The organism is Anabaena catenula FACHB-362 (genome assembly GCF_014698735.1).
GTDB lineage: Bacteria > Cyanobacteriota > Cyanobacteriia > Cyanobacteriales > Nostocaceae > Anabaena > Anabaena variabilis_A.
Map to the genome: position 1 here is coordinate 85,603 of NZ_JACJTQ010000015.1, position 13,400 is coordinate 99,002.

Sequence of the window (13,400 nt, forward strand, 5' to 3'; positions counted from 1 at the left end):
GTGGGAATCAAGAAAATAGAGCAGAATTCAGGAGTCAGGACTTAAAAGAGGAGTATCGCAACAGCACAATTCCCATCGCTAAAAACCACAGTTGTAAAACGCTTACTGATACAGTAATAAACGCACCTAGATCTACGCCAAATAACTCGGCTAATTGAATGGCTAACAGCGTTGCCGACAGCAGCCCAAAGAATCCTAACCATCGGGGTAACACCCTGGTTTGCAGAATAGTCAAAGACACGATCCCTAGCCACAGCGCTGCAAATAAGCTGACCCCCAGTACTTCACCCACTGACCCAGCATAGTCATTGAGAAAGTGGTAAACTACAGCGATTGATTCGCGGGTTGGGTTAGATGTTGTGACATTGGTGTACAGTGTTGCCAAAGCAGGCATTGCCACTAGCCAACGAATGATGCCCAGACAACGGGCAATCGTCGAAGCCAAGCCGAACCCGGCGGCAACGTGAAGCCAGATTAAATCGGACTCTCCACTACTCAGAACCAGAACTGTCAGTAGGGCAACTACCCAAAAAATAATGGAGTAAGCCAGATAGACTAGGTAGCCTAACCTGACAGCTGCGGCCTTTTGAACTAGAAGCGGCAGCATCACATCCGCTGAATTGCCCAAACTTTGGGGCCAGTTGATCGCACTTCCCAAAATAATGAGGGGTACAAAGAGCAACAGACTTTCAAAAATTAGCACCCAGCCTGTGATGCCATGCAGAGATTTTTTAGACAGGAAGTGTTGTTCTGACACGATGTTTACCCCTAATGGGTGAATGAATGTATCGTGCCAACTGTAGAGTCTCTCACTGTGTGAGAGTCAAGAGGGCATACAAATATCTTCAAACGGTGCGATCGGAATTTGTAATTCAACTACTACTGGTTGATCCCGCACTCGCACAGTTTCCGGTCCAAATAAATGAATTTCTCGAATTGCTCCGCTGCTGGTGTAACCGTTGGTGCCAATCCAGGTAAAGAGAGCTGCGATCGCCTGTGTAATGTCTTGAATCATGCCACTATGAAAAACACTGGCAACTTGAGCGTTCGTGGGCAGTTGACGAACAGTAATCACCGCTTGTGCTGTATCCCAAGTTGGTTTGATGGGTTCAGTAATAGTGATCGCAAACTCCATATCAATATCTGTTTCGGTGTACTCCGAGATGTGATACAGCACAATCTCATATCCAATTGACACGATGTTTTGTTGCCTCAGCCAGGTGTAAAGCTGTTGAATCAGCATCCCACGACATTTAGGCATCTCAGCCACAGATGGCACAATATGACGGGCAGAGGCAATGTAGCAAGTTGGTACAGATTTCACAATTACGTCATAGGCTGAGGGCTGCCCCTCTTGATCAAGTTGGCGTAACCGGGCAGAGAGGCGATTCAGCCGCGCTTGAACGTCTTGAATCTGTTGATGCAGATCTGCTTGTTTTGATTGCAGCAATTGTTGTAATTGTTCTAATGGCAAATCTTGCTGAAGTAAATCAGCAATTTGCTCTAGAGGTAGCCCCAAGTCCTTAAGAGCCAAGATGCGATTAAGTCGGGGCAACTGCTCGATTGTGTAATAGCGATAATCTGTAAATTGATCGACATGAGCCGGTTTGAGCAAACCCAGGTCATCATAGTGGCGAAGCATACGTACAGACACCTGTCCTAGCCGTGAAAAATCTCCAATCTTGAACACAGGTTTGTTCCCAAATCTCTAACAAAATTGTGACACCATATATTCAGATTATCTCCGTGTAGGATTCTGTGTTACCTCCGGTAGCAAAAAATTTCTTCTTTGAAGATTTCGCTTTCTGGGGGCGAGAATTGTTACGATAATTTCAGATTAGACGTTGAAACCTTGATTCAATCTGAAACCCTAGAACTATTAGAATGGCAACGCCTCTGCCAGCACCTTTCCACTTTTGCGGCAACCAAGTTAGGGGCTATAGTTTCGCGTAACTTGCCCATCCCGGAAACCCAAACAGAAAGCCAACAGTTGTTAGCTCAAACTAAAGAAGTCTACCAACTGGAAAGTCATCTTTCCCCTGGTTTGTCTTTTGAGGGTATTCAAGATATTGGTGATTCTTTAGAACGAGCCGAACTACAAGGAATTTTATCAGGTGAGGAACTGTTAGCGATCGCAACTACCCTCGCTGGTACAAGAAACTTACGGCGTGTCATTGATAACCAGGATAATTTACCCATCCTGACTGAGTTAGTTTCCGAATTACGGACTTACCCAGAACTAGAACAGGAAATTCACCGCTGTATTGATGAACGCGCTCAAGTCACTGATCGCGCTAGTCAAAAAATGGGGGAAATTCGCATTGATTTACGGCGGATACGCAGTCAAATTACCCAAAAACTGCAAAACATCATTCAAGCTAAATCGGGTGCAGTTCAGGAACAACTGATTACTCAACGGGGCGATCGCTTTGTGATCCCAGTCAAAGCACCGCAAAAAGACGCAATTCCCGGTATTGTTCACGACACCTCCACCAGTGGCGCGACTTTATATATTGAACCTCACAGCGTCGTCCCCATGGGGAACCAACTCCGCCAAACTATCAGAAAAGAACAAACAGAAGAAGAATCAATTCGCCGCACTTTAACCGAACAAGTCGCCGCAGTTAAGCCAGATTTAGAAAGGTTATTAGCCATTGTCACAACCTTAGATTTGGCAACGGCTAAATCTCGTTACAGTTTCTGGATAGGTGCTAATCCTCCCCGCTTCATTAATCGGGATGAACAGGAAATTATCACCTTGCGACAACTGCGTCACCCGTTGTTAGTTTGGCAACAGCAGCACGAACAAGGAAACCCAGTCGTTCCCGTCGATTTACTCATCAGTCCCAATATTCGGGTAGTGACAATTACTGGCCCCAATACAGGCGGGAAAACGGTAACTTTGAAAACCTTGGGATTAGCGGCATTAATGGCTAAAGTGGGTTTATTTGTTCCCGCCCGCGAACCTGTGGAAATGCCTTGGTTTGACAAAGTTTTAGCTGATATTGGTGATGAACAATCTTTACAACAAAGTTTATCGACTTTTTCAGGGCATATTCGCAGGATTAGTCGGATTTTAAATGCTTTGGGGAGTCAGGAGTCAGGAGAAGAGGCAGGGGGCAGGGAGCAGGGAGCAGGGGGAGATGATTTTTCTCAATTACCTATTACCAATCACAAATTACCAATTACCAATTACCAATCCCTCGTCCTACTTGATGAAGTGGGTGCAGGTACAGATCCGGCAGAAGGTAGTGCATTAGCGATCGCTCTATTGCAATATCTCGCCAATCATGCCCAACTCACAATTGCCACCACCCACTTCGGCGAACTCAAAGCCCTGAAATACGAAGATGAGCGATTTGAGAACGCCTCCGTAGAATTTGACGAAAGTACTCTCTCGCCAACTTATCGGCTGTTGTGGGGCATACCTGGACGCTCTAATGCTTTAACTATTGCCTTACGCTTAGGGCTAAAACCGGAAGTAGTCGCAGAGGCTAAAACCCAAGTGGGAGAAGCCAGCGATGAAGTGAATCAGGTGATTGCCGGTTTAGAAGCCCAACGCCGTCGTCAAGAAACCAAAGCCGCTGAAGCCCAAGAATTATTACGCCAAGCCGAACGTTTATATAAAGAAGTTTCTCAAAAAGCCACAGCTTTAGAAGAGAGAGAAAAAGATTTACGTGCTTCTCAAGAAGTAGCAGTACAACAAGCAATTACCCAAGCTAAAGGGGAAATTGCCCAAGTAATTCGCCGTTTGCAAAAAGGCACACCCACAGCCCAAGATGCCCAGCAAGCGACCAGTGCGTTAAATCAAATTACCGAAAAATATCAACCAGCACCACCACCCAAACCCAAACCTGGGTTTATGCCCAAAGTAGGCGATCGCATCCGTATTCCCAAATTAGGACAAACTGCCGAAGTATTAACCGCCCCTAATACAGATGGTGAGTTAACTGTCCGCTTTGGAATCATGAAAATGACGGTGCAATTACCAGACGTAGAATCTCTAGATGGGCAAAAACCAGAACCCATCGTTAAAGTCAAACCAGCCCCAGCCGTAGTCACCCCACCACCAGCACCAGTCCCAGCTATTCGCACTTCCAAAAATACCGTAGATTTGCGCGGAAAACGGGTAGCTGATGGCGAATATATTTTAGACAAAGCCATTTCTGAAGCTGACGGATCTCTCTGGATTATTCACGGACACGGTACTGGTAAGCTCAAGCAAGGAGTTCACGCTTTTCTACAACAGCACCCCAGAGTTAGCCACTATGAACCAGCAGAACAAGCTGATGGCGGCAGTGGTGTCACTATTGCTCATATCAAATAGGGAATAGGGAATAGGGAACGGGGAACAGGGAGCAGAGGAAAGATACATACTCTCCCCAATAACCAATGACCAATGACCAATGACCAATGACCAATAACCAATGACCAATCCTCATTAACTTCTCATATTGAGAAAAGAAATTTTCATTTAGAGTAAAACAAAGAAAACTGCTGTTTACCAAACTGATTCAAAGCTAACTATGGGAAACCAACTTTTATGCTTCAGGGTCTGTTTCCAAAAGGGTAACAGCAACAGCCTCTATTCGCCTGATCACCTATGCTAAAAGTTATGCACTTGGCCGCCAATTCAGCCACACCAAACTCCCAATGGGAGGATTTAAACCACTTTCCAGTTGCCAATTCAGTTCAATGGGACAATATCAAAACCCAGTTAGACTTGGTGCTGTTATCTCTAGAAACTTTAACTGGTATTGGTTCTGAGGCTATGCTTTCGGCGGCAATTAATCTAAATTTAGAGTCAAAAGTCCCAGATCGTGTAGCTTTATGGCGATTGCGTCAGTCGAATCCCTTACGCAAAGGTCAAGGAGGTCGAAAAAATCTGGATGTAGAAGAAGCGCGATCGCTAGTTTTAATTAGCTGCTACCTCGCCAAACAGCACCAAGAATTAATTCGCCGTGCTGTTGGTCTATTAGAACAAATAGCCGTAAACAACCAGAAACCTCATCAGATTGCCTTACTGGGAGATTATATCGATACTTTCTGCAACACCTATCAAGAACGCATGGAAGAAGATGAAAAAATCTCTACAGATTCGCTGACCCACTTAGCATTAAAACTGCTCGTAGATTTACTTTTTTATAGCGCTCCTGGTGGACACCGCCGCCTGTGGCTATCACTTATAGACCGTTCCACAAAACAATTTTAGATTTTAGATTTTAGATTTCAAAATACTAATCCAAAATCCAAAATTCCCCTTTGTCCCCATTGCAATTTTTGCTATGTCCCGCTTAAATTCTGTTATTCGTCGCTACACGCCCCCTACTTGCACACTAGAAATTTGGGCGCAACGCTCACCTTTATCTCGTTGGATGGGTCAAACTGTTCTCAAACAAATACGTTTTGAACTCCACTTTGATGATCCAGGACTACCAGACGACCGCAAAGTGCCAATTCAGGGCGAGCGAGATCAACTAGAAGTTTTGTGTAATGTCGTCACAACCTACGTTCAACAACTCCTACAAAAATCAGCAGATAGCTTTTGTCTGAGTTTCTTAGAACCGCAACACTCTAATACAACACCCGACGAGCCAAAATTAAACGATGTTCCTCCCACTCCATCGTCACCCAAGACCGTAAACTCATCTAGCATGGGGATTCTAGAAGCAACAATTTACCTAGAATCTAGTGGCAATTTAACTCATAAACTATTTCTCGGTTCTCTTGCTAACTCAACATCAGGGCCAGTAATTCAACTCACTCTATTGCAACTATTTGATTTGGCAACAGCTTTAGATGAATACTCAGCTGATGTCATTGCACTACCAAATCTTAATAGTGAGAGTTCTGTTCCCAGTTTGGTTTGGCCAGCTTGGACACCTGTGGCAGCAATGATGGTACTAGCTTTGGGTTTAACTCCTTTAACCTGGCAATATGCCAACAGCACTCGCCAAAAGCAAGAGCAAACCGCTAAAACAACAACTTCACCATCTGAAGTAGCGATCGCACCCTCTCCCTCTATTAACTTAACCACTCCCCAACCAGGACTAGCTCCCCTTGGTAATTTGCCTTCTCCTCCTGCTAGTAGTACTTCGTTACAAATACCCAATTCAGATTCCATTCCTCCACTTCCTAATTCCATTGCGGACCCAGCCCCTCTCTCTTTCCCCAATTCAACTATCCCGTCCACAGCTAAAACATTGCCGAAAAATGGACTGACGAGGGAGCAAACCACAAAACCAGCCCTTTCGGCCAATCTCCAGATTCCATTACCAACAACACCCAATTTTCAATCAAACCCTTCTACAGGAGTGATTAACCAAAATGGAATTACTCTCCCCACCCGTGAAATTTTACCTACTAGAAATAGCCGTAGTATCTCCACAATCCCTCAGTCTCTGGCTTCCATACCCAATGACTCTCTGAGTCAAACTTCTCCCCAAATATCTTCTCCCCAAATAACTTCTCCACTAGACTCACAGCAGCTAGATAGAGGAATTAATTCCCCCGATACCACTCCTGCTGTCACCAGTGATGCTGATGTGGTCGCCAAATTGCGAAATGTAACTAAAACTCCCTTACCTACAGAAGGAACTTCCAATACTACCTTGTTTGATATCCCTCAAGTGGCAGAAGCCAGAGAATTTCTGCAAAAGACTTGGCAGCCACCTAGTGGATTTTCGCAAACACTAGAGTATAGTTTGATGTTGGGTATTGATGGCTCTATTGAACGCATTTTGCCATTGAATCGAGCCGCGAGAGAATACGTAAACACCACTGGTATTCCAGAAATTGGTAAAGCCTTTGTTTCTACTAATAAATCAGGGCAAAATGTCAGACTTCGAGTAGTCCTCAGTCCCGATGGTAAGGTGCAAACTTTTCCAGAAACACCATGAGAAGGCAGGCACGGGAGATGGGGAGACGCGGGGACGCGGGGAGGGGAAGACGCGGAGACAGTGGGACGCGGAGATGGGGAGATGGGGAGACGGGGAGAAATAATGATCTATCTACTGCACCCTGCCCCCTGCCCCCTGCACCCTGCACCCTGCCCCCTGCCCCCTGCACCCTGCCTATTTATTCCCTGTTCCCTGTTCCCTGTTTACGAATTCTATAATTTTTATGCCACTTGCCAAACTGGTACAAAATTTTCAGCAGCATTTGCTTAATTTGATGAATTTTCAACTCCAGTGATTAAGTACAGTTGCGGAACTGGTCAGTTACTATTACCACTGTTTCGACCACTTCATAAAATTGTGCTTATAGTACTTAGTTAGGGGGGAAGATATGCAAACATTTAGCCCACAAAAAGACAGCAATGCTTGGATTATTCAAACCTGGGCAGCTTTTATTATGTCTATTTCTATGACAGGTTTTGGCATTGTCAATTTACCTGTAGATAATTGGGTAAAAGGCTTTATGGGTATGGGTTTAGCTTTTTCTGTAGGTTCAACTTTCACCTTGGCAAAAACTACTAGAGACTTGCACGAATCCAGAAGGCTAACTTCTAGAATTGATGAGGCTAAAGTTGAAAAGTTACTTTCACAGCATGATCCTCTCATTCTTAAATGAAAGCATAACAATTTTAGATTCGAGTATAGTAGGGTGGGCAATGCCCACCAGACTTGAGTTATCAACCCTGTTTGTTATATCTTCTTCATCAAAGATTTTTATTCGTAATTCTAATCAAAAAACGCAAAGCTTCGTTTACTGCTTCCTCTGTAAGAAACATTTCTGCTACATCAGGTTGTAAACTAATAGTAATTTCTCCATTAGTTTTTGGTCTTTGTTCCACTTTTCTCATATCTGTAATTCTTAAATCTGATTCTGATTTAACTTCATTCTCAGATATATGATTTTGAAAAGATGACTCATTTAATTTGTTAGCAAGTGATTCCCAACTATTAACTTTAAGATTAAAGTGAGCTTTGGCTTCACGTAATGTTTGAAATTGTTGTTTCAGGATATGAACTGTATATATGTACTTTTGGTAAATCTGGTTTTTTTGTTCCAGATCTTCCTCTACCATATCAACCACTGTGATCGTGATCTATAGCTAATAGTGATGAAGAGCTTCTGAATGTTTATCTCGTTCCCAGTCTCCAGACTGGGAATGCTTTGATAGAGTCTCTGACTCGACTAAAACGGAAGCCAGAGTCTTCCTGGAATTCATTCCCATACAGAGTATGGGAACGAGAAAAAAAAGGCTGGTAATAGCACCAGCCTCATAAAATGTTAATTGCTTGATATTTGAATTTTATGGTTGTTTGTTTTTTAACTTTTGCTTCTTTCGGCGTTTTTCTGTAGCTGCTACAGCGTGTTCCACTGGATACCCAACTACAGGAATGACTTGAAACTTGCGGTCTTCTTCTAGGTTTTTCAGTTCTGTGTAATCAACCCAGTGAATACAATCAACTGGACAGGTGTCTATAGCCTCTTGAACTACCTCTTCTGCATCCCCATCTTGGCGAACTACGCGCGATCGCCCATAATCTGGTTCAATATAAAAGGTATTACGGGCAACATGGGCGCAATGCTTACAACCAATGCAGGTAATTTCATCTACATAAACGCCTTTTTGCCGCAGCACACCCCCTAGTTCCGGCTCTAAACCAGAACGTTCAAACTCGTCTCGTAAAAAACCCCCTAATTCTGGCTCTAAACCGGAACGATTATTTTCTGCTTCTGGTGACTGCGGCAAATCAGACATGATTAACTCCAGCGCTGTACAACTAAGCGAATCGAACCATCTTCATTTTTTTGTTGTTCGGTCACTTGAAAACCGACCCGCGCAGTTTCTTTTACCACTGCTTGGTAAGCATAACGTTGGGTTACTTGGCGCAAAAATCCATCTACAGACAAGTTTTGCTGCCAATATTGCAAATCAGCTACCAATTCATATTCTTTGCCATTCCATCTGAAACCGATATCGTAACCATTTTCCTGCTCAATGGAAACTTCAGCAGGATGGGTTTGGCCACGATAACCGCGTACTTCCTGTGGGCCGGGCTTCCAGTCTATACCCAAGTCAGTGAGCGCGTCTTTCAAGGATTCAAGGTTACGGATTTGAGTTTTGATTTGGCTAAAGTGTGACATGGTGGTTGTGAATGAATGACAATAAACTAGTTGGAAAATTTACCATTCGCTAAACGCGGTTTGCGTATTCGCTACACCAGATTCCTGCACATTATTATTGGTGGCGAAAAATTCTGAGGTTGGCTCCTGATTCAGTACTTGTCCCAGCTGCGCCTCTATGGCCGCCGTTACTTCAGCACAAGAAGCCCCAACAATACCAGTGACTTTCTCTTGTACCCGACCGTCTGGATAAATTATGAATTCTAATGTCTCCATGCTGTGAAAGCCAACCTCGATAGTACTCTTGAACTTTACTGCTTTAGTAAAGTTGCTCAAAATCTAGCGGCAGGAACAGATTAGATACAAACTTGCCATTTGTTAACTAATGTTCCATCTTTCAAAATATATATCTCAGAATCTTTACAAAAATTATTATTTTTATCAGTAGGCACATCAGTTATTAGTAAGTTTCCCTTAACCTGATGAATTAGTCAAGGTCAATATCACTGAGGACTGCTATCTGTAAAAACTCTTCAAAATCAGGATTGCAGCCAATAGAGACATAAAGGAGAAGATAAAAAAATAGTAAAGCTTATTGAAATAAGTTATCATTACCATTGGCATAAAACTATCGCTAAGAAGCAAAGTTATCGGTAAAACGATTTATTTTAGCTTTACTCCCCGAACTATCAGCCGCAACCACAGCCATCCTAACCCACTGCCAATAAAATAATAGGGAAAATCAGCCCAAGTGAAGGCAGTGCCGATTAACATTTTTCCCCACCAAAATGAACGCACCCAATTTAGAAATGGTGGATGCCACAATTGCATAAATTCCAATAAGCAAGTAATTATAAATACCCATATAGGGATTTGCCAAACTGCTCGGCGAGTGGGAATAAACACAAAGGCGAACAAGCACCAAAATATCTCATAGAAAATCCCTCCTACCTCTTGGTTCAACCACCAAATAGAATAGCGATAGTGACTGTATAAAAGTCCAATGGGGAGAATCATAGCCAGAGAAAGAATGGAACGCCTGCGAATATTTGTAAGTAGTGGCATTATTTCTGGTAGGTACTAGCTATACTCTGTACGCGGGTAAGTATGGCTTCAATTATAGTCTGGGCGGCTTCCCGTTGGATAAAATGCCCAACTCCTGGTATCACAAATCGCTGGTAATCTTTTTCAAAGAACTGTTCTTTGTTGGCACTAGTTTCTGGTAAAGTTGCACCATCAGCACCACCGTGAAGTACCGTTGTTGGCACATAAATTTTAGGTGCAGACATCAGTTGCTGGTGAATAGTATCGTAATCAGGGTCATTAGCAGAATTGCCCCAACGACTGCGGTATGAGTCAATAGTAATATCTATCCAGTCTGGGTTATCAAATGATTGTGCAGTAGTCTCAAACTCAGCCTCACTAAAATGCCACGTAGGACACCACAAATGCCATAGCTGGCGTGTAAAGCCCCGTCTATCTGCTGCTAAGGTGGCACGTCCCCGTTCTGTAGCAAAAAACCATTGATACCAGTATTGTTGCACCTGTTCAAAGGATAGTGTCTGTTGAGGATTATTAGTTCCATAACCAACTGACAATGTGGTGAGAGTATGTACCAGGTCGGGGCGTAGAGCCGCTATATTGTAGGCAATGCGTGCGCCCCAGTCATGACCTACCAAATGTACAGACCCGATTTTTGCCGCTTCAATGAACTCAATTAGGTCTTGTCCCAAGGCTGCAAGTTGTCCACTACGTAGGGTCTGAGTATCAAGAAACTGTGTCAAACCGCAACCTCTCAGAAATGGTGTGATACAGCGGTAGTTTTCATTTACTAATGCAGGAACAATTGCATTCCAAGTCAGTGCATCATCAGGCCAGCCGTGTAAAAGAATTATAGTTGGTGCATCACTTGCACCATAACTGTGATAGGCGATGTTGAGACGGGAGGTTTTAATGTACTGGATCATAATTCTAATTAATCTAAAAGCTAAATATAGCGATCGCGTAACCTAACCCACCATTATCTCCTAAATTTATGGTGGGTTACGGACTACTGTCCTATAGCCTGCGTGGCGTAGCCATACCCACCCTACGATTTTTGGGTAATTTATATTCCCGAATTTGGTGAATTAGATACCTTTATTGTGGTAAAAGTTATCTGGGGCTGGAATATGCACAGTTAAATATTGGTTAAGGAATTTTACTGATGTCAGTTAGTTTCTGCACTCGATCTAAAATGAGTAATATCTTGTCTGGTCAATGACTTATAAAACATTTATGGGTAATCGGTAATATGTAATTGGTAATAATTATATTTTCATGACCGGAAGAAGCAGGGGGAAAGGGAGCTTTCTAGCGGGGGGAACAAGCCCTTTCCCTCTGGGTGGAGCGGAGCGGAACATGGGTACAAGCCCCGTCCTTCTAGGACGCTTATACGGGGCAGAGTCCAAGCTCCGTCCCGGTCTTCCCCCTTGCCCCCTGCCCCCTGCCCCTTTTCCTCTTCGTGACCAGTTACCCATCACCTATTACCAGGCTGACCGATAGTATAAGTATTAAAGCAGACACGATATAAATTACCAGCTTTAATGGTGATTTCCGCCAGGATGCCTTACTCTAATGTATGAGCCATGCCAAATAATGAGCGATCGCTGACTACCTATGATTCTGCCTTGTTAACCCAAATTGCCGCTCATGTCTGCCAAGCAATCATTGCTATACAACAACAGCAGCCAGAATTATTACTGGAAAAGTATAGAAAAGTTCAGTGGCAAAGTAATTCTAATCAATCGGCTTTGAGTGCAAAGTTTACGGCGTTACTCAGCCAAACTCAAGGTTGGGAAGAGTTGTTGCACAAGTTGCAATTATACCTGAAAGCCATTGTTGTTACTGAAGCCTTTAATTCACCTATCTTATTAGAACTAATTGCCAAGATTCGGCAACTCAATCCTGTAACATCTGCGTTCAACGGATCATTACATTCTACATTTGCCCCATCTTTACAGCCTGTAGGAATAGCCGTTTTACTTTTAGATGCCGAAAATTTACAAATTAATAGCAATACAGAAAAGTTTTTCACAACAATTTGTAATTGTCCAATTCAAGTAAAAATTGCCTTTGCTAATTGGAGTAATCGCGGCAAGCTAGATGCAGAATTACATGAACGCGGTTATGATTTGATTCATGTTCCTGCTGGTAGAGACAATGCCGATGGAAAAATGATTGCCTTTGGCTCCTCAATTCATGAACGTTACCCCAATGCAAAAGAAGTTTTGGTTTGCTCATCAGATAAAGTGATGACTAATTTATGCAACAATTTACAGCAACATGGACTAATAGTATATCAAGTTAGTCAGCATGGAGAAAATATCAATTTATTTAATAGCTCTACAGGAGAAACTAAAACCCATTGTGTTAAACCTTTACCAGAAATCCCTTCATTAATTCAGATTCTCAAAGCCTTAATTAACGATGAAAAAGAATCTACGGGGAATCAATGGGTAAAGGTTTCTAAGGTATTTCAGTTGCTGAACACCAAACACAAAATCAATATGAGTCAAGTGATTACTACTCATCTCCCTGGTAAAAAACCCAAAGATATCTTCACTCGTTATCCGGCTGATTTTGTAGTTCATAAAGTTGATGATTCATCTGATTTTTATGTGACGGTTTTTGATAAAAATCTAATTGAGCTTGTGGATGATGAAGCCGAAAATACATTAAATAATCACAACGGTCTAATCAGGAGTATTGATTCCCAAGCTGATTTAGAAAAAGCACTGAACAGGATTCTAGAAACATTAATTAAAGAATCTGCTCATGAATCAGCTAATGGCTATGTTGATGTTAGTATTTTAGGCAGTAAATTTAATCGGGAATATGGTATTTCCATTACTAAACAACTGAAAGAATTACAAATTAGTGGTAGTTATGTACAATTTTTGCGGTCTTGTAGTTCTTTCCAACTCAGGCAAAAAGGAGTAAAATGGGAAATAAGTGTATCTAATAACAGTAATAGTCAGTCTAATTTTTTACCTAGTATAAATTCTCAAGCAGATTTGGAGGCAGCACTCACAAAACTGCTGGAAGAATTAACAAAAAATCATCCGACAAAATACATTGATATTAGTATTTTAGGCACTAAATTTAATCAGGAACATGGTAAAACCATCACTGAGCAAATCAAAGAATTAAAAATAAATACTACTTATATGAAGTTTTTACAGTCTTGCAGTTCTTTGCAGCTAAAGCAAACAGACAGAAAATGTGAAGTCGCTATACGTTAAACCCCAGCCCACCCACGCGGGGACACGGAGAAGGGGAGATGG

General features: G+C 42.6%; 12 protein-coding genes and 1 pseudogene. 5 read left to right on the forward strand and 8 right to left on the reverse strand.

Annotation, left to right across the window (positions count from 1 at the left end; all coding sequences use genetic code 11):
- Nucleotides 1-34: 34 nt before the first annotated feature.
- Nucleotides 35-757, reverse strand: a complete 723-nt coding sequence (locus H6G68_RS11885) for a DUF4386 family protein (RefSeq protein WP_190906834.1) — start codon at nt 755-757, stop codon at nt 35-37.
- 66 nt (nt 758-823) lie between these two features.
- Complete coding sequence (locus H6G68_RS11890) at nt 824-1,690, reverse strand: MerR family transcriptional regulator (RefSeq protein WP_339327856.1); 867 nt, start codon at nt 1,688-1,690, stop codon at nt 824-826.
- A gap of 162 nt (nt 1,691-1,852) precedes the next feature.
- On the opposite strand from H6G68_RS11890, the gene H6G68_RS11895 reads away from it, so the two are divergent.
- From H6G68_RS11895 to H6G68_RS11910, 4 genes are all read left to right on the forward strand, one after another.
- Entirely contained in the window at nt 1,853-4,327 is a 2,475-nt protein-coding gene (locus H6G68_RS11895; RefSeq protein WP_190906836.1) for an endonuclease MutS2, read from the forward strand.
- A 276-nt stretch (nt 4,328-4,603) separates the two neighbouring features.
- Nucleotides 4,604-5,212, forward strand: a complete 609-nt coding sequence (locus H6G68_RS11900; RefSeq protein ID WP_190906837.1) for a DUF3038 domain-containing protein — start codon at nt 4,604-4,606, stop codon at nt 5,210-5,212.
- 73 nt (nt 5,213-5,285) lie between these two features.
- The gene (locus H6G68_RS11905) at nt 5,286-6,899 is read left to right on the forward strand and encodes a DUF4335 domain-containing protein (RefSeq protein ID WP_190906838.1); all 1,614 of its coding nucleotides are present in this window, start codon (nt 5,286-5,288) and stop codon (nt 6,897-6,899) included.
- A gap of 388 nt (nt 6,900-7,287) precedes the next feature.
- The gene (locus tag H6G68_RS11910) at nt 7,288-7,572 is read left to right on the forward strand and encodes a YiaA/YiaB family inner membrane protein (protein ID WP_127056622.1); all 285 of its coding nucleotides are present in this window, start codon (nt 7,288-7,290) and stop codon (nt 7,570-7,572) included.
- A gap of 88 nt (nt 7,573-7,660) precedes the next feature.
- On the opposite strand, the pseudogene H6G68_RS26890 reads toward H6G68_RS11910, so the two are convergent.
- From H6G68_RS26890 to H6G68_RS11940, 6 genes and pseudogenes are all read right to left on the reverse strand, one after another.
- Nucleotides 7,661-8,038: pseudogene (locus tag H6G68_RS26890) on the reverse strand (hypothetical protein); the annotation flags it as partial.
- A 219-nt stretch (nt 8,039-8,257) separates the two neighbouring features.
- On the reverse strand, nt 8,258-8,710 hold the full coding sequence (locus tag H6G68_RS11920; RefSeq protein ID WP_190906839.1) for a ferredoxin: 453 nt from the start codon (nt 8,708-8,710) through the stop codon (nt 8,258-8,260).
- Nucleotides 8,711-8,712: 2 nt separating this feature from the next.
- Nucleotides 8,713-9,096 carry a DUF1257 domain-containing protein gene (locus H6G68_RS11925; protein ID WP_016949366.1) on the reverse strand — a complete coding sequence of 128 codons (384 nt, stop codon included), beginning with the start codon at nt 9,094-9,096 and terminating at the stop codon, nt 8,713-8,715.
- A 39-nt stretch (nt 9,097-9,135) separates the two neighbouring features.
- On the reverse strand, nt 9,136-9,351 hold the full coding sequence (locus tag H6G68_RS11930; RefSeq protein ID WP_127056617.1) for a DUF2997 domain-containing protein: 216 nt from the start codon (nt 9,349-9,351) through the stop codon (nt 9,136-9,138).
- A gap of 387 nt (nt 9,352-9,738) precedes the next feature.
- Nucleotides 9,739-10,140 carry a ribosomal maturation YjgA family protein gene (locus tag H6G68_RS11935; RefSeq protein ID WP_190906840.1) on the reverse strand — a complete coding sequence of 134 codons (402 nt, stop codon included), beginning with the start codon at nt 10,138-10,140 and terminating at the stop codon, nt 9,739-9,741.
- Entirely contained in the window at nt 10,140-11,042 is a 903-nt protein-coding gene (locus tag H6G68_RS11940) for an alpha/beta fold hydrolase (protein ID WP_190906841.1), read from the reverse strand. Before H6G68_RS11940 ends, H6G68_RS11935 begins: the two co-directional genes overlap by 1 nt.
- Nucleotides 11,043-11,702: 660 nt before the next feature.
- Here H6G68_RS11940 and H6G68_RS11945 point away from each other — a divergent pair.
- A complete protein-coding gene (locus H6G68_RS11945; RefSeq protein ID WP_190906842.1) occupies nt 11,703-13,358 on the forward strand; it encodes an NYN domain-containing protein in 1,656 nt (551 codons plus the stop codon).
- Nucleotides 13,359-13,400 lie beyond the last annotated feature (42 nt).